We start from the raw sequence: 25102 nt of genomic DNA, 5'->3' as shown, positions 1-25102 counted from the left end.
GCGCTCTTCGTCACGAGGAGCGCCCGAAACAATGTCATAAATGTGGGTGAAATCTGAAAATGACCCAAAATAGCACGGCATTTGTCCGCATGTCCGATGTTTGTAACCATCCGCGGACATGTGTTTATGCGGGGCACGCGCTTGGCTATGGTATGAAGAATGCGTTTTGCTGCTAGGGAAGGGGACCGATGGCCAGACTGCATGTAATGGAGAGAAGCAAGGCCCAGCAGATCATGGACGACCTGCATGACGCCGTGGGCAAGCGCCTGTCCGTAAGCTCGCTCGAACCGTGCCCGGTCGAGTTCTCGGCTTCGTTCGTTCGCATGTGCATGACTCAAAGCTGTGGCAAGTGCACGCCCTGTAGGGTGGGTCTACCTGCCCTGTACGAGCTCATGGAGAAGGTTCTGGACGGCACCGCAGATCCATATACGCTCGACCTCATCGAGCGTACCGCCGAGACGATTTATCTTTCGAGCGACTGCTCCATCGGATATGAGGCAGGCGAGATGGCCCTCAAGGCCGTGCGCGGTTTCCGTGATGACTTCGAGCACCACATGAAGCATCATGCCTGCGGCTTTGACCAGAGCGACTCGATCCCCTGCGTATCGGGCTGCCCGGCCCACGTCGACATTCCGGGCTACATCTCGCTTGTCGAGGCGGGGCAGAACGTCGAGGCCGTGCGTCTGATTCGCAAGGACAACCCACTGCCCCTCGTCTGCGGCTACGTGTGCGAGCATCCGTGCGAGATGCACTGTCGCAGGGGCATGGTGGACGACCCCATGAACATTCGCGGCCTCAAGCGCTATGCAGTGGACAACATGGAGTCCGACTACCAACCGCACATGGCGGAACCGACCGGCAAGAGGGTTGCCGTCGTCGGTGGAGGACCTGCGGGCCTCTCCGCCGCCTACTACCTTACGGTCATGGGCCACAAGGTGACCATCTTCGAGGCACGGAAGCGCCTGGGTGGCATGCTTCGCTACGGCATCCCCAGTTACCGCCTACCCCGAGAGCGCCTTCAGGCCGAGATTGACTGGATCGTCAACCTTGGGGTTGAGGTCCGCTGCGACACCAAGGTCGAGGACCTCGCGGAGTTGAGGGAGAAGTACGACAGCGTCTACCTTGCCATCGGTGCGCACCTGGACAGGAAGCTCGGCCTTGAGGGCGAGGACGCCGCCGGCGTGCTCTCTGCGGTCGACATGCTCAGGAGCATTGGCGACAACGAGGCGCCGGACTTTTCGGGGGAGCGCGTGTGCGTCGTCGGCGGTGGAAACGTCGCCATGGACGTGGCCCGCTCCGCCGTCCGCTGCGGTGCCGAGAAGGTCACCATCGTCTACCGTCGCCGCGTTATCGACATGACGGCCCAGGACGAGGAGATCGCCGGCGCCGAAGCGGAGGGCTGCGAGATTCTCTCGCTCAACGCGCCGCTGCGCATCGTCGCCAAGGGCGGCATCGTGAGCGGCCTTGCCGTGCAGCCCCAGATCATCGGCGAGTTCAGGGGAGGGCGTCCTTTTCCTCGCCCCGCTGACGTGCCCGAGCGCGTCATTCCCTGCGACCGCGTTGTCGTCGCCATCGGCCAGGCCATCGACTCCTCCGCCTTCGAGGGGCAGGGCGTTCCCTGCTCGCGCGGGCGCATCGTTGCGCGTGCTGACGGTTCCGTCGAGGGCTTCGAGGGCGTCTATGCGGGCGGCGACTGCCAGAGCGGTCCTGCGACGGTCATACGTGCTGTCAACGCGGGCAAGGTCGCGGCCGCAAATATTGACCACTACCTCGGCTTCGACCACAAGATTGACAAGCACAACGTCGAAATGCCGCCCGTCAAGTTCAAGGGGAAGATCTCCTGCGCACGTTGCGAGATGACCTCACGCGAGGCCTCCGGGCGCACGGGCGACTGGAATCTGGTCGAGAATGGGCTGTCACGTGAGGAGGCCCTGCAGGAGGCGTCACGCTGCCTGAGGTGCGACCACTTTGGACACGGAGCGTTCCGTGGGGGAAGGATCATGCAATGGTAAGGGTTACTATCGACGGCGCTACCGTGGAGGTCGAGAAGGACACGACCATCCTCGAGGCCGCCAAGCTGGCGGGCGTGAACATCCCGACTCTCTGCTACCTCAAGGACCTCAACGAGATTGGCTCATGTCGCGTCTGCCTGGTCGAGGTCGAGGGCATCGACCAGCTCGTGGCAGCCTGCAACAATTGCGTTCTCGACGGAATGGTCGTGCGCACCAACAGTCCCAAGGTCCGCCGTGCGCGCAAGGCCAACGTCGAGCTCCTGCTGTCTCGTCACGAGGCCAGCTGCACCAGCTGCGTCAGGTCGGGCAACTGCAGCCTACAGACCGTCGCGAACGACCTTGGCATCTATTATCAGGATTACGACCAGCACCTCAACTACCTTGCCTGGGACAAGTCGCTCCCGCTCATCCGAGACAATCGCAAGTGCATCAACTGCCTTCGCTGCATACAGGTCTGCGACAAGGTCCAGGCCTCTAGCATCTGGGATACCAACAACCGCTCAACGCACCTCAACGTGGGCGTTGCGGGCGGACGGAAGCTCGATGAGGTGGACTGCACGTACTGCGGCCAGTGCGTCACGCACTGTCCCACCGGAGCGCTTCGCGAGCGCGACGACACCGAGCGCGTGTTCGAGGCGCTTGCCGATCCCGACGTCGTCACGATCGTCCAGATCGCGCCCTCGGTCCGAACGGCCTGGGGCGACCAGTTTGGCATCGAGCCCGATGGCGACGCGCTGGGAAAGCTGGTTTCCGCGCTGCGTCCCATGGGCTTCGACTACATCGTCAACACGGACTTCTCCGCCGACCTCACCATCATGGAGGAGGGGACCGAGCTCCTTGGCCACATGGAGGAGGAGAGCAAGAAGGACGCCGCCGCAAGGCTTCCTATGTTCACGTCGTGCTGCCCCGGCTGGGTCCGCTTCGCGAAGGCTCACTTCCCGCAGCTCGTTGATCACGTCTCGACCTCGAAGTCTCCGCAGCAGATGTTCGGTGCCCTGGTCAAGAGCTACTACGCCCAGATGCTCGGTGTTGACCCGCACAAGGTCTTTTCGGTCTCGATCATGCCCTGCATCGCGAAGAAGTCCGAGGCTGCGCTCGACAGTATGCGAGATGCCTGCGGCGATCCCGACGTCGACGCGGTCCTCACGGTTCGCGAGGTTACGCGCATGGTGAGGGAGGAGCACGTCAACGTTCAGAGGCTCGAGCCCTCTGACTTCGACGAGCCCCTCGGCGAGGGCACGGGCGCCGGCATCATCTTCGGTGCCACCGGCGGCGTCATGGAGGCCGCACTGAGGACGGCGCACTACCTCGTCTCCGGAAGCGCACCTGCCGGCGACGCGTTCTCTGGCGTGAGGGGGCTCGCCGGGCGCAAGGAGGCGACGTTCGACCTGAACGGAACGCCTGTCCGCGTGGCCGTCGTGTCCGGCCTTGCCAACGCCAGGCAGCTCTGCGAGGACGTTCTCGCGGGTCGCGCGACGTTCGACTTCGTCGAGGTCATGGCATGCCCCGGCGGCTGCGTCGGTGGAGGTGGCCAACCCATCCGCGAAGGGAGGGAATCTGCGGGCGAGAAGGGGGGCGTCCTCTATCGTCTCGACGGAGCGGCCAAGCTCAGGAACTCCTACGAGAACCCGAGCATCGTCCGCTGCTACGAGGAGTTCCTCGGGTCCCCGCTCTCGCCGCTTTCCGAGAGGTTGCTCCACACCGACCACCATGCGTGGAGTATGCCCGGCGAGAAGGACCCCTGTCTGGTCTAGTGGCCTTTGCGGTCCCGTTCTCGCCTTCGCCCGTGCGACGGGTTTTGAGGTGGTCCGTTCTGCCCAAATGGCATCTGTATAAGAGGAGGGGGCGTCGCCACGGGCGACGCCCCCTCGTGCGATAAATTCTGTGCTGCCTCGAGCTTACTTGGCCATCTGTTGCGCCTGGACTGAGGTGATGGCAACGACGCCCACGATGTCGTCGGCGGAGCAGCCGCGCGAAAGATCATTGACCGGCTTGGCGATGCCCTGCAGAAGGGGGCCATAGGCATCGGCGCCCGCAAAGCGCTGGACAAGCTTATAGCCGATATTGCCCGCCTCGAGGTCGGGGAACAGCAGGATGTTTGCGCTGCCCGCAACCTTGGACTCGGGGGCCTTCAGCTTTGCCACGGTCGGCACGAGCGCGGCGTCCAGCTGGAGGTCGCCGTCGGCAGCGAGCTCGGGAGCCTTCTCGCTCAGGAGCTCCTTCGCCTGCTGGACCTTCTCGGGAACCTCGCCCTTTGCGGACCCCATGGTCGAGAAGGACAGCATCGCGATTTTGGGCTCGTCGTGCATGAAGCTCTTCCACGAGGCCGCGGACGCGATGGCGATCTCGGAGAGTTCGTCTGCCGTCGGGTCAATGTTGAGGCCGCAGTCGGCGAACAGCAGGGTGCCGTCCTCGCCAAACTCGGACTTGTCGGTGCACATGATGAAGAAGGCCGAGACGAGCTTGGTGCCGGGGGCCGTCTTCAGAATCTGGAGCGCCGGGCGAAGCGTGTTGGCGGTGGAGTGGCAGGCACCCGAGACGAGGCCGTCCGCGTCGCCCATCTTCACCATCATGGTGCCGAAGTAGGTCGCGTCGTCCATCTGCTGGCGCGCCTGCTCTATCGTCACGCCCTTCTTCGCACGAAGCTCGGCGAACTTCTGGGCGTACTCCTCGTGCTTGTCGGAGGCCTTCGGGTCGATGACCTGAACGTCCTCCACGTCGATCTGTGCAGGGTCACCCAGGATGATTAGGTTGGCGATGCCCTCCTCCATGACTTTCTTTGCGGCCTCAATAGTGCGCGGGTCCTCACCCTCCGGAAGGACAATGGTCTTCTTGTCCGCCTTGGCCGCGCTCTTCATCCTGTTCAGAAAATCGCTCATCGACGCTCCTTCAAACTCGTACTATTCCTACGATACCTGGCGCCGTGACCAAAAAATGTGCATGGCAGCTGGGTATTTGATGCCAATGCGCACCATTATAGGACTGCGTGATAGAATCGTTTGTCGAAATCGAGCGACGGAGGCCTTCTTCCGCACCTCGATTCTTTTGTGTTCTAGCTTTGTGACGTGCACGACTATGTCCTGAAGGGATTGCTACATGAGTATCCAGAGCGGTCTGCCCGAGGGTTTTAACCCCCAGTCCTACGATGCGCTTGTCGTCGGAGCAGGCTATGCGGGTGCGGTCTGCGCTCGTCGCCTTGCAGAGGCCTGTGGCTATAAGGTCGCAGTCGTCGAGAAGCGCGATCACATCGCGGGCAACGCGTATGACTGCGAGGATGAGGCGGGCGTCCTGATCCACAAGTATGGGCCGCACATCTACCACACCACCAACGAGCGCGTCCACGAGTTCCTCTCGCGCTTCACCGAGTGGACCGACTACTCGCACAAGGTGCTCGCAAACATCCACGGCACGCTGATGCCCGTTCCCTTCAACCACAAGTCCCTCAAGCTCGCCTTTGGCGAGGAGAAGGGTGAGCGCCTCTACCAGAAGCTCGTCGCCTCCTTTGGCCAGGACAAGAAAGTCCCCATCATGGAGCTGAGGGAGAAGAACGACCCCGAGCTCTCGGAGGTCGCCGACTACGTCTACGAGAACGTCTTCCTGCACTACACGATGAAGCAGTGGGACAAGACCCCGGACCAGATCGACCCGGCGGTCATGGGCCGCGTTCCCGTCTTCGTCGGCGACGACGACCGCTACTTCCCGCAGGCCCCACACCAGGGCATGCCGAAGGTCTCCTTTACCGACCTTTTCGAGCACATGCTCGACCATGACCTCATTTCGGTCTTCACCGGCGTCGATGCGCGTGACCTCCTCGATATGGGCGAGACCAGCGTCAAGGTTTGCGGCAAGCCCTTCGGCGGCGAAGTCATCTACACCGGCGCCCTTGACCAGCTCTTCAACCTCGACCTCGGCGGTCTTCCGTATCGCACGGTCGACATGGTCTTCGAGACCCTCGACCAGGACCAGTTCCAGCCCGTCGGCACCGTTAACTACACGGTATCCGAGGACTTTACGCGCATCACGGAGTTCAAGAACATGACCGGGCAGGTCGTTCCCGGCAAGACCACCATTCTCAAGGAGTACTCCAAGCCCTACGATCCCACCAGCGGGGCCACACCGTACTACGTCATCAACGAGCCCGAGAACATCGAGCTCTACAAGAAGTATCGTGCGCGTGTCGAGGGTATCCTCAACTTCCACGTGGTTGGCCGCCTTGCGGAGTACCGCTACTACGACATGGACGGTGTCACGCTGTCCGCTCTCGAGCTTTCCGACGAGATCATCAGCAACAACCACTAGTCCTTCTCGCGAAGACTGACTCTTAAGCTAGGACGGCTGACAGATGCAGAAGACACTGACCTTTGGCATACCCTGCTACAACTCCTCCGAGTACATGGACCATTGTATTTCGTCCATCCTCGAGGGAAGCGACTACGCCGATGACGTGCAGATCGTCGTCGTGGACGACGGTTCCACTAAGGACAACACGTACGAGAAGGCGCAGGAGTGGGAGAAGCGCTACCCGAATATCGTTAAGGCCGTTCACCAGGAGAACGGCGGCCACGGCATGGCCGTCCTCAAGGGCCTCGAGAACGCCGACGGCACCTACTTCAAGGTCGTCGACTCCGACGACTGGGTCGACGGTGACGCGCTCAAGGATCTGCTTGCCACGCTCCGTCGCTTCATCTCATTCGATACCCGCGTCGACCTTGTCATCTCGAATTACGTGTACGAGCACGTCGAGGATGGCAAGCAGAATGTCGTCGACTACGGCTTTGCGCTGCCCAAGGGCAAGATCATGACCTGGGACAAGATCGGTCACTTCAACATGTCGCAGAATCTCCTGATGCACGCCCTCTGCTATCGCACGGACGTCCTGCGCGACGGCGGCGTGCCCATGCCGGCGCACACTTTCTATGTCGACAACATCTACGCCTACGTGCCGCTTCCACGCTGCAAGACGCTGTACTACCTCGACGTTGACCTCTATCGCTACTTTATCGGTCGCGAGGACCAGTCGGTCAACGAGAGTGTCATGGTTGGTCGCATTGACCAGCAGCTTCGCATCACCCGCATCATGATGCACGCCTACCACCTCTATGACGACGTCGAGAGCCCCAGGCTGCGCAGCTACATGATTGGTTACTTCACGCTTATGATGGCGGTCTGCTCCATCTTCTCGAAGCTCTCCGACAAGCCCGACGCCATCGACAACCTCAATGAGCTGTGGGAGGAGCTGCGCCAGTTCGACTCCAGAATGTACCGACGTGCGCGCAAGGGCATCGTCGGCCTTGCCACGAACCTCCCGGGTGCTGCCGGCACGCAGGTCACCCTGTTCTTCTATCGCGCCGCGCAGAAGCTCGTCAAGTTCAACTAGCGCGTCTGACGCAACGGTCTCGCCGAGAGCGGGTATCACAAGCAAATGCAAAGGGGACGGCGGTCTGGAATAATCCGGGCCGCCGTCCCTCGCCTCTTGCCCAATTTCCTTCGGGAACTACGCGATGTCCCTCGCGCTGGGGTGACCGTAGGCCCCCTCGGCGCTCCACGCTGCGTCGAGAATCGCCTTCTCGAGAGCGCTGGTCGCCATGACCCCGACCACGTCGACGGGTGCCTCCACTTCGCCGGTCGCCATGACGAAGATGGTGTCTCCGTCGTTCGTAGTGTGTGTGGGATAGATGGTGTGCGCGTAGGCATCTGCTGCCATCTGCGCCACCTTGGTGGCCTGTGCCTTGGTGAGCTTCGCGTTCGTGGCGATGCACGAAATGGTCGTGTTCGTCCTGAGCGGCATCTTTGCCTCGCCCGCACCCTTGGCCATGTCCTGGAAGAATTGATCGGGGGAGAGGACCGTGCCCTTCTTGTCGTCGAGAACGCCTGCGATGTACGTCCCCGTCGACGGGTCCTTGATGTTGCCGACGGCGTTGACCGCACTCACGGCCCCGCACACCAGCGAGCCCGCACTCTGCACGCCTTGACCGAGGCCGGACTTCATGCAGCGGTCGGGGCCCGCGAATTTGCCGACGGTGCATCCCGCTCCCGCACCGACGTTACCGCGGTCGAGAGGCTCCTTGGGGTTGTCGAGCGCGCTCCTGACGGCGGCGACGCCGAAGTCGGAGGTGGGGCGGACGTGGCCGTCGCCGCACGCGAGGTCGAAAAGGCAGGCCGAGCTGACGATGGGAACGAGCCCCACGCCCACGTCGAGGCCGATTTCGCTGCGCTCGAGCTCCTCTGCCACGCCGCATGCCGCCGCCAGGCCGTATGCGCTTCCGCCCGAGAGGACGACTGCATGCAGCACGCCTACGGTCTCCTCCGGGCGAAGGAGGTCGGTCTCTCGGGTCGCCGGCGCACCTCCACGCACGTCGACTCCTCCGACGGCGCCCTTGGGACAGATGATGACGGTGCAGCCCGTTCCTGCGTCCTCGCTCGTCGCGCTCGCGGCGTAGATGCCTGGTATTTCCGCGATGTTCGTTATCTCACTCACGTGTGCCCTCCAGAATGCTCGCCATGATCTTCTCGTTACCGTTGCCGTGGTGCTGCACCTCGCGTATCACTCGCGCGACGGGCAGGCCGACGACGTTGTAGTAGTCGCCACGTATGGCCTTGACCAGGAGCCTCCCGAGACCCTGGATGCCATAGGACCCGGCCTTGTCCCTAGGCTCGCCCGAGCTCACGTAGGACTCGACCATCGCCTCGGTCAGGTCGAAGAACTCCACGTCGGTCGTCTCCACGAACGACGTGGGCTCGCCAGGGTCGTCTGCGAATATGAGACAGACGCCCGTCGAGACGTGGTGCGTCCTTCCGGAGAGTCTTCTGAGCATGGTTCGAGCGTCCTCTTCCGACGCAGGCTTTCCCAGTGGTAGGCCGTCCTCGCCCCAGACGATGGTGTCGGCAGCGAGGATCGTGTCCCTCTCGTCCTCCCCGAGGCTCTTGAGGCAGACCATGGCTTTTTCCAGGGAGAGCCGCTTTACGAGCTCCGGCGGAGTCTCGTCGGGCAGGGGAGTCTCGTCGATGCTCGATGGACGGATGTCTGGTCGAATTCCCAGCTCCTCCAAGAGCTCGCGCCGGCGCGGCGAACCCGATGCAAGAATCAAGATGCGTTCCTTTCCAAAAAGGAGGGAGCCGTACGGGACGGCTCCCTCCTGTTGTGGTGCGAGCTCGGCTACTCGACCGTAATTGCGCCTACGGGGCAGTTGTCGCAGGCCTCCTGGGCGGCGTCTTCTGCCTCCTCGGGGACGTCCTCCTCGATTGCGACGGCAACGCCCTCGTCACCGATGGTGAACACGGCGTTGCAGGTGGACTCGCAAAGACCGCAGCCGATGCAATCCTCGTTGACGGTAGCCTTCATGATTGAATCCTCTCACTCTTGCATCTTGGGTCCATCCCAAGGTGATCCGAGTTCATTTGTACACTTTCCCGCACGGGAGCGCCACCCCGAGACGGGTTCTGTAAATGAAAGGCCCTAGACGCGTTCGAGAATCGTGACGTTCTCCACGTGGAAGGTCTGTGGGAAGAGGTCGACGGGGGACACCGACTTCACGCGATAGCTGCCTGCCCGCTCGAAGCGTTCGAGGTCGCGGGCGAGCGTCGCCGGGTCGCACGAGACGTAGGCGATGCGTCGAGCGCTCTGTTCGGACAGCTGTGCCACCACGTCTTCGGCGAGTCCCGCTCGGGGCGGGTCGACAACTATGATGTCCGCGTCTGCGTCGGGAAACTCTCGGCCCGCGTCTCCACCGACAGCGTCGACGTTTTCAATGTGCGCCTGTTCGAGGTTGCGCCTGAGGTCGCGCACGGCGGGTCCGTACGACTCGACCGCAGACACGAAGGCCGACCTGCGGGCAAGGGGGAGCGTAAAGGTCCCGGCGCCGGAGTAGAGGTCCATCGCCTCGTCGTCCTCCTGCGGGCCCAGGCTCTCAACCACGAGCTCGACGAGCCTTTCTGCGCCTGCCGTGTTGACCTGGAAGAAGGAGGGCGCGGAGACGGTCATCTTCTCTTCTCCTATTACCTCCGACCAGTTCCCGTGGCCAGCGAGGCGCTCCACGCCCACTATCTTCCGGGCCTTCTTGGGTCCCTTCGTCATGACGCGGACGACCGAGCTCAGATTGGCGGCGTCGCCCAAGATCTTGGCGACCTGCGCTCGTGGGAATGGGCCCGGTTGGGTCCACAGCGCCACCTCGCACTCTCCGGTGCGCCTCGAGGCTCTGATGCCTATCCTGTCGAACGTGAGGCCGTGCGAGTTGGCAAGGTAGGTGACCGCGCCCGATACCTTCTTAGGAAGCTTCGAGAATCGTTTCTCGAGCAGATGGCAGTCATTTACCCTGACGACGGTCTTCTCGTCCGCGGCGTGCATGCCGATAATCGAGCGCGCGCCCGCTTGCGCGAAGGCGAGCTCGACCTTGTTGCGGTAGCCCCATGGGTCGGACGGGGACTCGCAGGTGCGTACGAGCTCTTCGGTCCGGTCCGCGTCGAAGTGGCCGATGCGCCTGAGCGCGTTCACCACGCCAGCCCTCTTGGCTTCCGTCTGGGCCTCGTGGCTCATGGAGGACCAGGGGCACCCGCCGCAGATGGCAGCGTAGGGGCAGGGGGAGTCCACGCGCGAGGGAGACGGCTCGAGCACGCTCTCCACGCTTGCCCTCGAGAACGTCTTGCTGTCCTGGGTGAGCGTGGCCTCGACCGTGTCTCCCGGTACGGCACCGCGCACGAACACCGTCTTTCCGTCCTTGTCGTGCGCGATTGCGTCGGATCCGTACGCCATTCTCTCTACATATAGACGCATGCTCTCTCCGTTCGACCCTCTGCGTCGTCCCTGTCGGCAAAATTATCCTTGAGATTGCCTTCCGGCGCCCCCATGAAGGGCCAACTCCACAATCGTTGGGGCCTTCACCGGCGTTCGAGGGGCCGTGGATGGCGACCTGTGAGGCGTGCGGCCTCCCGTCGCGGGGCACTGATGTGCGCGCAAAGCATAATCACAGTATTGGAACGAACCGCGATAATTTGTTCCATAGTACATATAACTAGAATACTATGCAGTATCGTCAATATTGCGAAAGACATTCAACTGCGGAAATATAGTGTTACAAATAGCTCGATATGACCACTGTTAAGTAGTCATTTATCAGATTAATCCATAAATCTGCTGGTAAATTAGGCGGAGTTATGATCAGAATATGAGCTAGATACCGCTTATGGGCAAAATGGCGCCGTTCCCCCCAATTACTGGAGCGCGTGAAAAAAAGAAAAAAGTTATTGGATATAGTTCGAATTGGCGTTATTGTTAAGGCTACAGAGGCGAGGTTCGGGCAACGCGTCACGAACGCTTCGAGTCCGTCCTTTGCAGTCTGTCTATTTGCATCTTGTGTCGATTGACGTTCGGCACAAAACGGAATGGAGGAACCATGGCTAACGGACTCTACGTCCACAGCGAAATTGGCCCCCTGCAGAAGGTTTGCCTTCACCGTCCTGGCGAGGAGCTCCTGAACCTCACCCCCGACGATCTTGAGCGCCTTCTCTTCGACGACATCCCCTTCCTGGAGGTCGCACAGGCCGAGCACGACAAGTTTGCAGAGCTTCTCCGTGGCGAGGGCGTCGAGGTCCTCTACCTCGAGAAGCTCGTCGCCGAGGCCCTCGACGCTGCTGGCACTCGTGAGGAGTTCACCAACCAGTGGCTCGACGAGTCTGGTCTTCGCGGTCACAGCACGCGTGCTGCCGTCAAGGAGTTCATGGACTCCATCGAGGACACCCAGGCATTCGTCGAGAAGTGCATCGCCGGCATCCGCAAGAACGAGATCGACCTGCCCCACTCCAACGGTTCGCTCTCTGCGATCGTCGACGATCAGGATGCCGTTACCGACCTCCTGATCGACCCGATGCCCAACACCTACTTCACTCGTGACCCGTTCGCGATCGTTGGCAAGGGCGTCAACCTCAACCACATGTACTCCGTCACCCGCAACCGAGAGACGATCTTCGGCAAGTACATCTTCCGCGATCACCCCGAGTACAACGATGCTCCCCTCTGGTACCGTCGCGACAGCGCATACCACACCGAGGGCGGCGACGTTTTGAACCTCAACGCTCACACGCTCGCCATCGGCATCTCCCAGCGCACGCAGGCCTCTGCGATTGATACGCTCGCTCGCAACATGTTCTGGGGAGATAAGGGCTCCGAGATCGATACGATCTACGCATTCAACATCCCCGCGTCCCGAGCCTTCATGCACCTCGACACGGTCTTTACCCAGATTGATGTCGACAAGTTCACCATCCACCCGGGCATCATGGGTACCCTCCAGGTCTTCAAGATCACCAAGGGCGCAACCGACGGTGAGCTCTCCATCGAGGAGATGAACGACACCCTCGAGCACATTCTGGCAAAGGCCCTCGGCCTCGACGCCGTCAAGCTCATCAAGTGCGGTGCCGGCGACCCTGTCGCTGCCGCTCGCGAGCAGTGGAACGATGGTTCCAACACGCTCTGCGTCGCTCCTGGCAAGATCTGCGTCTACCAGCGCAACACCGTCACGAACGACGTGCTCTACAAGGAGGGCCTCGACCTCCTCGTTGTCCCGTCCGCGGAGCTCTCTCGCGGCCGTGGCGGCCCTCGCTGCATGAGCATGCCCTTCGCTCGCGCTGACATCTAAGTCCCGTAGCGGCTAATTCCGGGGACGGCTCGTCCGTCCCCGGGCTTACGATGTGTTTTGTTATCTCAAGTGCACATGGTGTGCCCTTGAAAGTTATCGAAAGGATCAGACATGGGCGTCAACCTTCGCGGTCGTCACTTCCTCAAGCTCCTCGACTTCTCTACCGAGGAGATCAACTACCTGCTCGATCTCTCCCGCGACTTCAAGAACATGAAGCGCGCCGGTGTTCCTCACCGTTACCTTGAGGGCAAGAGCGTCGCTCTTCTCTTCGAGAAGACCTCCACTCGTACCCGTTGCGCTTTTGAGGTCGGTGCTGCTGACCTTGGCATGAGCGTCACCTACCTTGATCCCTCTGGCTCCCAGATGGGCCACAAGGAGTCCATTGCCGATACCGCTCGCGTCCTCGGTCGCATGTTCGACGGCATCGAGTACCGTGGCTTCGAGCAGGAGAAGGTCGACGAGCTCGCCGCTTACGCTGGCGTCCCCGTCTGGAACGGCCTGACTGACCAGTTCCACCCCACGCAGATGCTCGCTGACATGCTCACCTTCAAGGAGAACTTCAACAACGACATCAAGGGCCGCACCCTCGTCTTCATGGGCGATGCCGCCAACAACGTTGCCAACTCCCTGATGGTCGTCTGCGCCAAGCTCGGCGTCAACTTCGTCGCCTGCGCTCCCGAGGGCTTCTTCCCCGCTGAGGACCTCGTTGCCACCTGCCGCGAGATTGCTGCCGAGAACGGTTGCGAGATTCGCCTCGAGTCCGATGTCAAGAAGGCTGTCACCGGCGCTGACTGCATCTACACCGACATCTGGGTCTCCATGGGCATGCCGGACGACTTCTACAAGGAGCGCATCCCTCTGATGGTTCCTTATCGCGTCACCTCCGAGGTCATGGCCATGGCCAACGACGACGCCATCTTCCTGCACTGCCTGCCCTCCTTCCACGACACCAAGACCAAGAAGGGTGCCGAGGTTGCCGAGAAGTTCGGCATCACCGAGATGGAGGTCACCGACGAGGTCTTCGAGTCCAAGGCCTCTAAGGTCTTCGACGAGGCTGAGAACCGCATGCACACCATCAAGGCCGTCATGTACGCAACCCTTAAGTAAGACTGCGTAGCCACTCCTTTGAGGCCCTTCCGAGAGATCGGGAGGGCCTTTTTTCGTGCATTAGCGCAAAGTATCTGAACTGTCAAGTTCAATTATCGTATCACTATTAGCTATATATGGATAACCAGAGATAACTATCCATATATATGGTAGAGATACTTTTGAAGATGCATTTGCTGTCTCTTGGCGCAATTCTCTGTGCTTCTTCTGATGTAATCAGTAGAAATGCAGGTAAACATTTTGTCGTGTCTATTCACATGAACGACGAAAGGTACCAAACCGTCTGTGTGCGGTAATTATTCCTACGCTATCGGCAACTATTCTACTTTGGCCGACTATTGGATATCGTTTGCAATTAACTATTGTGATTTTCGAAGAACCCGTGTAGGATATATAGCGAAGTTTTTCGTTTTATGTTCAGTTTCTGTTTCGTTTGGGTTTCTGTACGGTTTTACTGACGCAGAATACGTCGAAAGGAGTTGCGGTCATGTCTGACACGACGCAGCCGAAGAAGAAGAGGAAGATGCTAACGTCTTTCTCCATCATCTTCATCCTACTTGCAATTGTTGCTGTCATTACGATTATCCTGTCGGGGTCCACGCCTGACGTTACCGGTGCTACCCTGGGTGACTTCCTGATGGCGCCTGCCAAGGGCTTCGCGGACGCCATTGACGTCTGCCTGTTCGTCATGGTCCTCGGTGGATTCCTCGGCATTGTCAACAAGACGGATGCCCTGAGCACCGGCATCGCCGTCCTCGTTCACAAGATGAACGGCAACGAGCTCAGGCTCATCCCCATCCTCATGGCGCTGTTCGCCTTCGGCGGCACCACCTACGGCATGTGCGAGGAGACCGTCGGTTTCTACGCACTGCTCTCCGCCACGATGATGGCCGCGGGCTATGACTCGCTCACTGGCGCGATGATGGTCCTTCTTGGTGCCGGCGTCGGCTGCCTTGGCTCCACCGTCAACCCGTTCGCGACCGGCGTTGCTTCTGCTGCGCTCACCGGTCTCAACATTGCGGTTGACCAGGGTGTCGTCATCGGCCTCGGCCTTATCCTGCTCGTCGCTTCCTACATCATCGCAGTGTTCTTCGTCCTCCGCTATGCTAAGCGTGTCAAGGCCGATCCCTCTCGCACGCTCATGAGCGCGACCGAGATCGAGAACGCCGAGGCTGCCTACTCGAACGACCAGGAGAACAACCAGGAGGTTGCTCTCACCGGCAAGCAGAAGGGCGTCCTTTGCTTCTTCGCCGCTGCCTTCATCGTCATGGTCATCTCCTTCATTCCCTGGGAGGATCTGGGCGTCAACTTCTTCGTTGCTGGCTCTGCTTCCCATGAGGAGACCGTCGAGGTAACTGCTGATGACATCGTCGCCCAGTATGACGCCGACAAGCTCGGCACCCTCGAGCTTTCCGACGACGTGTCCGGTTCCCTGACCTCCACCGTCACCGACAACGCTGGCTGGTCCGCCTTCCTGACCGGCACGCCTCTCGGCCAGTGGTACTTCGCCGAGTCCACCACCTGGTTCCTGCTCCTTGCCATCATCATCGGCATCGTGGGCGGCCTCTCCGAGCACGAGATTGTTGACGAGTTTATGGCTGGTGCCGGCGACATGATGTCGGTCGTCATGATCATCGCCGTCTCCCGTGGCGTGTCCGTCCTCATGAGCTCCACCGGCCTCGCCGACTATGTCCTCAACTCTGCTGCCGGCGCCCTTTCCGGCACCTCGGGCATCGTCTTCGCAATCGGTTCTTACCTGCTCTACTTCTTGCTGTCCTTCCTCATCCCCTCGACCTCCGGCATGGCAACCGTTTCCATGCCGATCATGGGGCCCCTGGCTCAGCAGCTTGGCTTCAATCCTGCCGTCATGGTCATGATCTTCTCTGCCGCCTCCGGCGCCGTGAACCTCATCACCCCGACGAATGGTGCCATCATGGGCGGCCTTGCGCTCTCTCGCGTTGAGTACGGAACCTGGGTCAAGTTTGCCCTCAAGATTGTCGCGGCCATTGCGGTCGTTTCCATCATCATCCTCACCATCGCGATGCTCGTCGTCCCCGCCTAAGACTCAGCATTCGGAACTGAACGAAAGGCGCCCCCGTTTCCGGGGGCGTTTTTTTATTCAAATTTGGGCATCGTAATCGCCCTCGGCCTCATCCTTCTCGTCACCTCTTACCCTATTGCGGTGTTCATTGTCATGCTCTACGCAAGAGGGGGCAGGGCGGACAAGGGTTCGACGCTCATGAGCGACGACGAGCGTGGCGACGTCGAGGGTACCCTCTCGTTGACCGAGCAAACGATCGCAGGCTGGTCTTCCTACCTTACGAACGTTCCGTTTGGGAAGCGGTACTTCGCCGAGTCTGCTACCTGGTTCCTTCTCATAGGCATCGTCATCGGCGTGGTCTCCTGTTTGTTGAAGCACGATACTGTCAACGAGTTCATGCGTGGCTGCGCGGACATGATGGGCGTCGTCATGATCGTTGGCCTTTCCCGCGGCTTCTCGATTCTCATGTCCGTCACGGGCCTCTCGAACTACGTCCTCAACCGCATCTCGACTGTCTGAAGGCGATCGTCGTGACGGCCGTCGCCAACATGGTGGCTCTTTCCATTGCCATGGCGGTGCTCTAGGGGCAATCTGGGCTTTGGGCCGAGCTTGACATGCAAAAGAGGGGAGAGGGACGACCGTCGTGGCCGTCCCTCTCCCAATTTCGCGTCTCTGCGCTGGAGCAGGCACCCCGTGCGCGGCGTATCTTTGCTAGTAGACCATACCCATGGCCTCGCGAACCTCGTCAAGCGTTCTGTTGGCGATCTCGTTGGCCTTGCGGTTGCCCTCGTGCAGGACGTCCTTGACGTAGTCAAGGTCCTGCTCGTACTGGTGACGGCGCTCACGGATGGGGGCAAAGTACTCGTTAACGGACTCGGTGACGATCTTCTTGAGCGCTCCGGCGCCGCCCATTCCGATCTCCTCCGCAAGCTCCTTCGGATCACGTCCGGAGCAGATGCCGGCGGTCGTGAGGAGCGCGGATACCTCGGGTCGGTTTTCGGGGTCGAACGTGATGTTTCGCTCGGAGTCGGTCTTGGACTTCTTGATGAGCTTCGCCGTCTCGGCCTCGGTCATGCTGATCGAGATTGCGTTTCCGTACGACTTGCTCATCTTGCGACCGTCGAGGCCGGGCACGAGAGGCGTGTCGTTGATGAGGCCTGTCACCATCGGGAAGATGGGGTTCTTCTTGCTGTAGCGGTTGTTGAAGGTGCGCGCTATCTTGTTGGTGACCTCGATGTGGGGGAGCTGGTCTCGTCCCACGGGCACGATGTTGCCCTTGCAGAAGAGGATGTCGCAGGCCTGGTGGACCGGGTAGGTTAGAAGCAGTCCCGTGAGCGCGTGGCCCGAGGCCTCCATCTCGGCCTTGACCGTCGGGTTGCGCTGCATCTCCGCCTCGCTGACGAGCGAGAGGAAGGGAAGCATCAGCTGGTTCTCCGCGGGCACGGCGGAATGGGTGAAGATCATGGTCTTGTCAGGGTCGACACCGCAGGCAAGGTAGTCCATGACCATGTTGTAGACGTTGTCCTGGATCTGCCCCGTCGTGTCGCGGTCGGTGATGACCTGGTAGTCCGCGATGATGATGTTGGTGTTCACGCCGATGTTCTGAAGGCGTACGCGCTCCTTGATGGTGCCGAAGTAGTGTCCCAGGTGAAGGCGGCCGGTGGGACGGTCACCCGTGAGCATGGTGTACTTCTCGACGTTACCCTCCGCAAGGTCCGCCTTGACCTTGCTGCTGCGCCTAAGCGCCTCCTCGTAGCTTCCCTCGTTGGGCATGTAATACTCCTCGCTTTTTCGTTGTTGACTGATATATGTTACGGCAAATTGAGGCCTGGCAACGCCTTGTCTGATATCTTGTTCCAATGCCGGCACATGGTCTTGCTATCGCCTCGGTGGTCTCAGGTTGAGGATTCTGCGCGCCTCGCGGTTCGCGGGGTAGTAGGTATCGAGCAGCTGGTGGAAGCGCTCGTTGTGCGTCGGCTCGATCAGGTGGCAGAGCTCGTGGGCGATGACCGACTCGAGGCACTCGATGGGGTATTCCACCAGCTGGGCGTTAAGGCATATCATGCGCGTCTTGGTGTTGCACGAGCCCCAACGCGACTTCATGCGTCGTATGCGCCATCCCGAGCACCTAAGCTGCATCCTGCGCTCGATCTTCGCGAAGAGCCCGGGGAGAAGTTCCTCCATCCGCTCCTCGAGCCATGCCTCCACAAGCGCTTGCGTCTGCCCGGTGACCTCCTCGGACGTCGTGAAGTCGGCGAGGTGGACGATGATGCGTTCTCCCGACCGCTCGGCGAATTGGGCGGCATGCGTCGCCGCGTCCCTCTCGACCGAGAGCGTGAGCTCTTCTCCTAGGTATTCGACGCATCCACCATCCGACCACATTGCAAGCTCCTCGCGCCGCGCCCTCAGCACGCCCTCGCGCCGTGACTCTGCCCAGGTCGCCTTGTCGCGCACGAATGCCTCTATGTCCTGGATGGGGCATTCGTTGGGTGCCGTGACGCGTACGCTGCCGTCCGGGGCGATTCGCAGGGTGACTCGGCGTACGCGGGCCCTGCGTACTTCAACCTCAAGCTCTCCGATGGCGACAGTCTCTCCCATGGTTTCCTTCTGCGTCGATGGTGCTTCTGAAATGATTCCAGATGACTCAATTTGTTACGACGTGCGCTGATATTGCGCTTCACGCACCTACGATACGCTAAAGTAGGGTGGACGAAAGGAGGCTGCGTGGCAAGTTCATATGGCGAGGACGCAAGCAGGGATGCGCTGCGCAACGGTTACCTTGCAGTTATGGGGTCGCTCTCAGACTCCGTCAGGAGGCGCATCGACGACGAGATAGCGCGGCATCTCAGGGCCTGCTCCGCCTACCGTGATTCTGACCTTGTTCTGGGCTACGTTGCCTACCGTGATGAGATCGACACGTCTGCGATTCTGAAGAATGCCTGGGCTGACGGCAAGTCGGTCGCTCTGCCCCGCTGCGTCGGCGGCGAGCGATCGCTTGAGTACTATGTCGTCGACTCGCTCGACGACCTGCGTCCCGGCGCTCGAGGTGCGCTTGAGCCCGTTGTCGAGACCGCTTCTTCCCGCCCGCTCGACGACTGCGACTTCAAGGGGTCCGTCTGCGTCGTTCCCGGCCTCGTCTTCGACGGAAGCGGCTATCGCGTGGGTTATGGCGCCGGCTACTTCGACAACTTCCTGGCGGGATACTCGGGGACCAAAATCGGCCTTGCGCGCACGATTCAGATCAGCAGCAACCCGCTGCCCCATGACGAGCACGACGTCCCCGTGGACGTCCTCGTGAGTGACGGTGCCGTCTGGATGTGCCGCTAGTCCGGGCTAGTCTGCGGCGGAGAGGTACTCCGCCAGGTCTCGGATGGCCTTTTCGTAGCCTTGGATGCCCATGCCCATGATTGTCTCGAAGCAGGCCGCCCTGACATACGAGATTTGCCTGAACTCCTCGCGCTCGTCCACCTTTGAGATGTGGACTTCTACCGTGGGGATGGATACTGCCTTGAGCGCGTCCAGAATTGCGATCGAGGTGTGGGTGTAGGCGCCGGGGTTGATCACGATGCCGTCGTACACCTGGTAGGCGTCTTGGATCTTGTCGACCAAGTCACCCTCGTGGTTCGACTGGTAGCAGGTACAGTCCACGAATCCGACCTCCTGTGCGGCCGTCTTGCAGAGCTTGAGCAGGGTGGGGAAGTCTTCCTTGCCGTACAGCTCCGGCTCGCGGATGCCCAGCATGTTGATGTTCGGGCCGTTGATGACGAGGACTCTCTTGCCATCCTCGTCGTAGAGGCTGTCGTCGGTCTGCGCAGAGGGCTCGGGCTCGCTGTCGAGCAGCATCTGAGTGAGGTCCTCGAGGTCGTGCTCTCCCGTGTCGTCGCCCCTCGAGGCGATAGAGTCGAGTTCGCGCGCAAGCTCGGTGGCATCATGCTCGGCCTCTCCGTGGTTTGGGTTGATGTGCACCCTGAGGTTTGAGGGCGTGAATCCCGTTGAGGGCGGCATTTTCTCGTTGGTGGAGTCGAGTCCGGTGAGGGCCTCGAACGAGTCGAAGACCTCCTGCACGACGCGCGGGCCGAACACGACCTCGATTCCGTTCGCGCCGCGCGTGGTGGTTCCCAGCACGCCAGCGATAGAGTTGATTCCCTCGCGATCGACCAATGTTGGGTTCGCGACGCTCAGGCGAAGCCTTGTCATGCAGAGCGAGTTGCCGAGGACGTTCGCCTTTCCGCCAACGCATCGGAGGACCGCTGCTGCCGTCTCGTCTGTCGTCATTCTTTCTGACCCCTTGTCTACTATCGATTGGCTATGCTCGTGGCCGTATGTCGGCACATTCTGCGCAAGTATAGGCTTGGGTGCTGAGACCGTTTTCAGAACGATGCGCATGAGCGGCAAACGTACAGATAAAACGGGTGAACGAGGTTACGATTCGCCTAATGTGTAAGCCCGAGCTCGCTTGCTATCGCAGCCGCGTCTCCCGCTGGGCTTCCCGTGCAGCCGAGTCTGAGGTCGGCCCACGACTCGTAGAGCGGTCCGCGTTCCCGCGCAAGCTCCGCCACGCCCCGATTCTGAGAGATTGGCCGCCCGCTTGTGGACAGGGCGTCAATCGGCCTGTCCAGATAGACCAGCGTGCCGTTCTGGTGGAGAAGGTCGTAGTTCTCGGGCCTCGTCACAATGCCGCCGCCGCAGGCAATCACGAAGCCCGAGCGCTCCGCGTAGGAGGCGGCGATCTCGGACTCTCGCCTTCGGAAGGACGCCTCGCCTTTGCTTCGGATGAATTCCGCCGGGCTTGACCCGACCTCAAGCTCGAAGGCGTCGTCAAGGTCGACGAAGGGCCTCTTGAGCAGGCGCGCGAGCTGTCGGCCGGAAGTCGTCTTGCCCGCGCCTGGCATTCCGATGAGGACGATGTTCCTCATGCGCGAGCGCAGGTCCTTCTCGATGGTCTCTACCAGGGAGTCGTCCAGAGCCTCTCTCTGGAAGAGCCGGCTTGACCAGAAGGCCTGCGAGACAAGCATCGCGAGCCCCGACTCGCTCGGTATGCCCAGGCGCTCGGCCGCGAGGCAGATGCCCGTCCTCTCGGGGTTGTAGACCACGTCGAGCACGCCGGCAAGGTCGTCCATCTTCTGGAGGACGTCAGGCTCGATCGGCGTTGCGGGGCAGTTGGGGTACATGCCGACGGGCGTGGCGTTCACGATCAACCTCGCGTCAGCGTGGCGCTCCAAGATCGTTTCGTAGCGCTCTTCTCCGCTGCGGGAGATCACGACCACGTTGGCGCTCGTCTCGCGCAGCGCCATCTGTACGGCTTGGCTCGCGCCCCCGCTTCCCAGCACGAGCGCCTTCGCGCCGCGAAGCGCTTCGCATGCCTCGGCGCAAAGACTGTTCCGACAGAAGCGCTCGAGCATCCACGAGAAGCCGAGGACGTCGGTGTTTTCGGCAAAGATGGTTCCGTCCGGCCTTCGCACGAGGGTGTTTGCCACGCCGAGCCTGCGCACGCGCTCGCTCGTCTGGTCGGCCACCTGTGCGGCGACGGCTTTGTAGGGAATCGTCACGTTGAGCCCCTGCCAGGAGCCCCCTCGCAGGAAACCCTCGACCTCCTGCGGCTCGAGCTCGACCAGCGAGTAGGGGGCCGAGCCCAGCATCTCGTGAATCTGGGGAGACCAGCTGTGACCAAGCTTCCTTCCCACCAGGCCGAACGTCAGGTCGTTTTGCGGCAGCATTTGACCGCCCCCTAAACGATCTCTGAGTAGCTGCCGAGGTAGCGGTATTCCTCGCAGGCATCTTCCAGCGATCTCATGAGCGTGAGGAACTCGGGCGCGGCAGCGGGGCACTGCACGTCGAAGTAGAACATGAACTCGAAGTCGCGGTCGGGAATGGGGCGGCTCTCGAGCTTGATGATGTTGATGTCCAAGTCGTAGAACTTCGCGAGGACCTTGTAGAGCGCGCCGGGCTCGTGGTTGACGACGATCATGAGCGAGCTCCTGTCGGCGCCAGGGTAGATGACGAGGTCCTTTGCGATGACCGCGAACCTGGTGTAGTTGTTCCCCTGGTCCTGCACGTTCTTGGCGAGCGCGTCGAGGCCGTAGATCTCGGCGCTGGAGCGCGAGGCGATGGCGGCGACGTCGGCGCCATCGCTCTCGGCGACCATCTGTGCGGCAACGGCCGTGTTCTCGCAGCTGTGGACGGCAACGCCCTTGAGGGACCCCAGGAAGTCGCCGCACTGGTTGATGGCCTGCTCGTGACTGTAGATGTGGCGGATAGACTCGAGGCCGCTGCCCGGCTTTGCCAGGAGGTTGTGGTCGATCTTCAGGCGGCAGGTTCGCACGATGTGGAACTTGTGCTTCATCATGAGGTCGAAGACCTGCGTCACCGATCCGGCAGTGCTGTTCTCCAGCGGTACCACGCCATAGGAGCAGAAGCCCTCCTCGACCGCGCGGAAGACGCCGTCGAAGGTGTCGAAGTAGCTGATGTTGGCGTGCTTGAAGATGCGGTCGGTCGCGATCTGCTGGTACGCACCCTCGACGCCCTGGCAGGCGACGTATGCTTCAGAGGGGAAGAGCTCGGGGCTGCTCTCGAGCGCTGCCGCTATCCTTTCGACGCTCTCGCCGTTTGCGCCCAGGGCCTCGCTCTGACGGTTACGCGACGCCTCCATCAGCAGCTGGAAGAGCACCTGGGTGTACCCCTTCAGGTCCTCCGGCACCATGGAGGCACGCTTGGCGAGCAGCTCGCGCTCGCGCGAGCGGTCCAGAACAGGCAGGTGGTGCTCGGCCTTGTATGCGGCCACCTCGTCGGCGCAGGCCATGCGTCTGACGAAGAGGTTGACGATTTCGGTGTCGATCGCGTCAATCTGTTTGCGGGTTACGGAGAGGTCTTGCATCGTTTGCTGCACCGTGCCTTCTAGTCTTGTATTTCAGCGGGGAACGAGAGTATGCAGTCCAGGAGCGCCAGAGCGCAGACCGCCTCGGCGACCGGGACCGCGCGCGGGGCGATGCAGGGGTCGTGGCGTCCCCTGATCTCGAGCTCCTCGTTCTTGTTGGCGGAAAGATCGACCGACTCCTGTGGGCGAGAAATGCTTGGCGTCGGCTTGATGGCCAGCCTGAACAACACGGGCGCTCCCGTGGTGATGCCACCCAGTGCGCCACCTGCGTTGTTGGTCTGGGGCGCCGCGCCCTCGCTTGTCATGCGATACGGGTCGTTGTTCTGGGACCCGCGGAGCCGCGCGGCCTCGAACCCGCGTCCGAACTCGATGCCCTTGACGGCGGGGATTCCGAAGGCCGCGCGGGCAATCGCGTTCTCGACGCCGTCGAACATGGGGGAGCCCACGCCTGCGGGCATTCCCGTGGCGACGCACTCGATGACGCCCCCGACGGAGTCGAGCGCCTGGCGCGCCTTGTCGATCTCGTTGAGCATCGCCGCGGCGGCGCTCTCGCTGAGCGTCGGGAAGGCCCTTCCGTCCGCGAGCGCTTCGAGCTGGCGCTCGAGCGTCTTGCGCCCCCGCTCCGTGTTGTCGAGGGCGGCGAAGGGCTTGTCGCAGGCGGCTCCGACCGAGAGGAGGTGCGCACCGATGTGCACGCCTCTTTCCTCCAGGTACTGAAGGGCGATGCCCCCCGCCACGCAAAGGGGCGCGGTGAGCCGGCCCGAGAAGTGTCCGCCTCCGGGAACGTCCTGGTTGCCGTGCCACTTCTGCTCGGCGGTAAAGTCTGCGTGCCCGGGGCGGGGCACGCGCAGGAGGTTGTCGTAGTCGCCCGAGCGCGTGTTGGTGTTCTCGATGACGGCGCAGAGCGGGGCGCCGCAGGTCGCACCCCTCATATTGAGCCCACTTACGAAGTTGGGCAGGTCGGCCTCCTTGCGCGGGGTCGTCCAGCTGCCCCGTCCGGGCGCGCGCCTGGCCATGAACCTCTCGAGGCGCTTCCTGTCGACGACGATTCCCGAGGGAAAACCCTCGACGACGCAGCCGATTGCCTGCGAGTGGGACTGTCCGAACACGGTGACCCTGAGGGTGGTCCCAAAGGTTGACGACATCTAAGCATCACGCTCCTCGGCGATTCCGCCAAGCTTCCTGTAGTCATCGAAGAAGCCTGGGTAGGACTTCGAGACGCACTCCGCCCCGCGGATGAGCGTCTCGCCCGTCGCGGAGGCTCCTGCGACGGCGGCCATCATTGCGATTCTATGGTCGTTTGCGGCGTCGACTACCCCGCCCGCGAGCGCGCGTCCGCCCTGGATCTCCAGGCCGTCACCCTCGATGCTGATGTCGGCACCCATTGCCCTGAGCGCGTCTCTGACGGTCGCCAGGCGGTCAGACTCCTTGAGGCGCAGCCGCGCTGCGCCGACGATCTTGGTGGTTCCCTCGGCGAGGCAGGCGACCGCCGCGAGGGGCGGCACGAGGTCTGGGATGTCCGACACGTCTATCGTGCGGCCTTCCAGCCGGTCGTGCACGCAGGTAGCGCTTACGGACCCCCTTCTGACCGTCGCGCCGTAGGCGGCGAGCGCCGCCATGATTGCACGGTCGCCTTGGGTAGAGCCCATGTCGAGCCCGTCGACCTCGACGCTGTTTGCCATCGCGCCGGCGGCAAGCCAGAACGCGGAGTTGGACCAGTCTCCCTCGACGGTGGCGACGCTCGGCGACGCGAGACGCCTGGATGGGTCGACCTCGTATACCGTGCAGGGGCGCCCCTTGCGCTCCTCGTGGCCGGTGCTCACATGGACCCCGAATGTCTCAAGGGCCTTGATGGTGATGTTGACGTACGAGCGCGATTCGACGGGCTCGCCGACGAACACCCTCGTGCGAGCGTCCATGAGGGGTGCTGCCATGAGAAGTCCGCTGATGTATTGGGACGAGACGTTGCCGGGAATGAAGAAGTCTCCGGGCTCGAGCTCTCCGCTGACGGTGAGGGGGAAGCTGCCCTGCGCGCTCAGTTTGACCCCATGGGCCTGCAGCTCCTCGTATAGAGGGGAGAGTGGCCTCTGCGCCAGCCTTCCGTGGCCGGTGAAGCTTGCGCCGCAGCCGAGGGCCGCCGCGACCGGTAGCAGGAATCGGAGGGTCGACCCAGACTCGCCGCAGTCAAGCGTCGCGCCCCCGCGTGCGGCGTCGATCGGGTTCACGCGAAAGCCGACCCGGGTGCGCGCAACGTGCGCGCCCAGCGCCTCCAGACACCCAGCCGTCGCCTCGATGTCCTTTGAGGTCGTGTTGCAGTTGAGGTCCGTCCTGTTCGGACAGAGCGCCGCGAGAGTCAGGAGCCTGTGCGCCATCGACTTGGACGCGATGGCGTCGACGCTTCCCTCGAGGGCGTGTGGTCTGATGAGAATGTCCAAGG

At 61.7% G+C, this 25102-nt stretch carries 21 protein-coding genes; 9 read left to right on the top strand and 12 right to left on the bottom strand.

The window, feature by feature from the left end:
• Positions 1–188: 188 nt before the first annotated feature.
• Complete coding sequence (locus BMY31_RS03150) at positions 189–2012, top strand: NAD(P)-binding protein (protein ID WP_091008224.1); 1824 nt, start codon at positions 189–191, stop codon at positions 2010–2012.
• On the top strand, positions 2006–3766 hold the full coding sequence (locus BMY31_RS03145) for a [FeFe] hydrogenase, group A (RefSeq protein ID WP_091008221.1): 1761 nt from the start codon (positions 2006–2008) through the stop codon (positions 3764–3766). Before BMY31_RS03150 ends, BMY31_RS03145 begins: the two co-directional genes overlap by 7 nt.
• 144 nt (positions 3767–3910) lie before the next feature.
• On the opposite strand, the gene pta is transcribed toward BMY31_RS03145, so the two are convergent.
• Positions 3911–4891, bottom strand: a complete 981-nt coding sequence (gene pta / locus BMY31_RS03140) for a phosphate acetyltransferase (protein ID WP_078686823.1) — start codon at positions 4889–4891, stop codon at positions 3911–3913.
• Positions 4892–5108: 217 nt separating this feature from the next.
• On the opposite strand from pta, the gene glf reads away from it, so the two are divergent.
• Together glf and BMY31_RS03130 are read left to right on the top strand one after the other, a co-directional pair.
• On the top strand, positions 5109–6311 hold the full coding sequence (gene glf / locus BMY31_RS03135) for a UDP-galactopyranose mutase (protein WP_078686822.1): 1203 nt from the start codon (positions 5109–5111) through the stop codon (positions 6309–6311).
• Between the two features lie 43 nt (positions 6312–6354).
• On the top strand, positions 6355–7389 hold the full coding sequence (locus BMY31_RS03130; protein WP_091008218.1) for a glycosyltransferase family 2 protein: 1035 nt from the start codon (positions 6355–6357) through the stop codon (positions 7387–7389).
• A gap of 117 nt (positions 7390–7506) precedes the next feature.
• On the opposite strand, the gene BMY31_RS03125 is transcribed toward BMY31_RS03130, so the two are convergent.
• The 4 genes from BMY31_RS03125 to rlmD all read right to left on the bottom strand — a co-directional run bounded on the left by BMY31_RS03125 (position 7507) and on the right by rlmD (position 10782).
• A complete protein-coding gene (locus BMY31_RS03125; RefSeq protein WP_078686820.1) occupies positions 7507–8490 on the bottom strand; it encodes a P1 family peptidase in 984 nt (327 codons plus the stop codon).
• Complete coding sequence (locus tag BMY31_RS03120) at positions 8483–9100, bottom strand: Maf family protein (protein ID WP_078686819.1); 618 nt, start codon at positions 9098–9100, stop codon at positions 8483–8485. The genes BMY31_RS03125 and BMY31_RS03120 overlap by 8 nt, the downstream gene beginning before the upstream one ends.
• A gap of 68 nt (positions 9101–9168) precedes the next feature.
• The gene (locus BMY31_RS03115; protein WP_078686818.1) at positions 9169–9354 is read right to left on the bottom strand and encodes a ferredoxin; all 186 of its coding nucleotides are present in this window, start codon (positions 9352–9354) and stop codon (positions 9169–9171) included.
• Between the two features lie 114 nt (positions 9355–9468).
• Positions 9469–10782, bottom strand: a complete 1314-nt coding sequence (gene rlmD, locus BMY31_RS03110) for a 23S rRNA (uracil(1939)-C(5))-methyltransferase RlmD (RefSeq protein WP_091008215.1) — start codon at positions 10780–10782, stop codon at positions 9469–9471.
• Positions 10783–11401: 619 nt separating this feature from the next.
• Between rlmD and BMY31_RS03105 the strand changes: the two genes are divergently transcribed.
• The 4 genes from BMY31_RS03105 (at position 11402) to BMY31_RS03090 (ending at position 16310) form a co-directional block, all read left to right on the top strand.
• Positions 11402–12643, top strand: coding sequence for an arginine deiminase (locus BMY31_RS03105; RefSeq protein WP_078686816.1), 1242 nt, complete (start codon positions 11402–11404; stop codon positions 12641–12643).
• Between the two features lie 111 nt (positions 12644–12754).
• Complete coding sequence (gene argF, locus BMY31_RS03100) at positions 12755–13750, top strand: ornithine carbamoyltransferase (RefSeq protein ID WP_078686815.1); 996 nt, start codon at positions 12755–12757, stop codon at positions 13748–13750.
• Positions 13751–14237: 487 nt separating this feature from the next.
• On the top strand, positions 14238–15812 hold the full coding sequence (locus BMY31_RS03095; RefSeq protein ID WP_091008212.1) for a YfcC family protein: 1575 nt from the start codon (positions 14238–14240) through the stop codon (positions 15810–15812).
• 132 nt (positions 15813–15944) lie between these two features.
• Entirely contained in the window at positions 15945–16310 is a 366-nt protein-coding gene (locus BMY31_RS03090) for a hypothetical protein (protein WP_143802924.1), read from the top strand.
• A 192-nt stretch (positions 16311–16502) separates the two neighbouring features.
• Here the strand turns inward: BMY31_RS03090 and trpS are convergent, their stop codons facing one another.
• Positions 16503–17564 (bottom strand): tryptophan--tRNA ligase, encoded by a 1062-nt coding sequence (gene trpS, locus BMY31_RS03085; RefSeq protein ID WP_078686812.1) that lies wholly within the window; start codon positions 17562–17564, stop codon positions 16503–16505.
• A 105-nt stretch (positions 17565–17669) separates the two neighbouring features.
• On the bottom strand, positions 17670–18389 hold the full coding sequence (locus BMY31_RS03080; protein ID WP_091008205.1) for a M48 family metallopeptidase: 720 nt from the start codon (positions 18387–18389) through the stop codon (positions 17670–17672).
• 126 nt (positions 18390–18515) lie between these two features.
• On the opposite strand from BMY31_RS03080, the gene BMY31_RS03075 reads away from it, so the two are divergent.
• Positions 18516–19118, top strand: coding sequence for a 5-formyltetrahydrofolate cyclo-ligase (locus tag BMY31_RS03075; RefSeq protein WP_078686810.1), 603 nt, complete (start codon positions 18516–18518; stop codon positions 19116–19118).
• A 6-nt stretch (positions 19119–19124) separates the two neighbouring features.
• Here the strand turns inward: BMY31_RS03075 and aroQ are convergent, their stop codons facing one another.
• The 5 genes from aroQ to aroA all read right to left on the bottom strand — a co-directional run bounded on the left by aroQ (position 19125) and on the right by aroA (position 25100).
• On the bottom strand, positions 19125–20066 hold the full coding sequence (gene aroQ / locus BMY31_RS03070; protein WP_078686809.1) for a type II 3-dehydroquinate dehydratase: 942 nt from the start codon (positions 20064–20066) through the stop codon (positions 19125–19127).
• A gap of 158 nt (positions 20067–20224) precedes the next feature.
• On the bottom strand, positions 20225–21508 hold the full coding sequence (locus BMY31_RS03065; RefSeq protein WP_091008202.1) for a shikimate kinase: 1284 nt from the start codon (positions 21506–21508) through the stop codon (positions 20225–20227).
• 11 nt (positions 21509–21519) lie between these two features.
• Positions 21520–22677 (bottom strand): bifunctional chorismate mutase/prephenate dehydratase, encoded by a 1158-nt coding sequence (locus BMY31_RS03060; protein ID WP_307777419.1) that lies wholly within the window; start codon positions 22675–22677, stop codon positions 21520–21522.
• 8 nt (positions 22678–22685) lie between these two features.
• A complete protein-coding gene (aroC, locus tag BMY31_RS03055; protein WP_078686806.1) occupies positions 22686–23810 on the bottom strand; it encodes a chorismate synthase in 1125 nt (374 codons plus the stop codon).
• A complete protein-coding gene (aroA, locus tag BMY31_RS03050; RefSeq protein WP_091008196.1) occupies positions 23811–25100 on the bottom strand; it encodes a 3-phosphoshikimate 1-carboxyvinyltransferase in 1290 nt (429 codons plus the stop codon). It lies immediately after the preceding gene.
• Between the last annotated feature and the right edge of the window lie 2 nt (positions 25101–25102).

Origin of the sequence: Parafannyhessea umbonata, assembly GCF_900111255.1 — a bacterium.
Lineage (GTDB): Bacteria > Actinomycetota > Coriobacteriia > Coriobacteriales > Atopobiaceae > Olsenella_J > Olsenella_J umbonata_A.
Note: the sequence above shows the minus strand (reverse complement) of the source record. Positions and strands in the feature narration are given on the sequence as shown.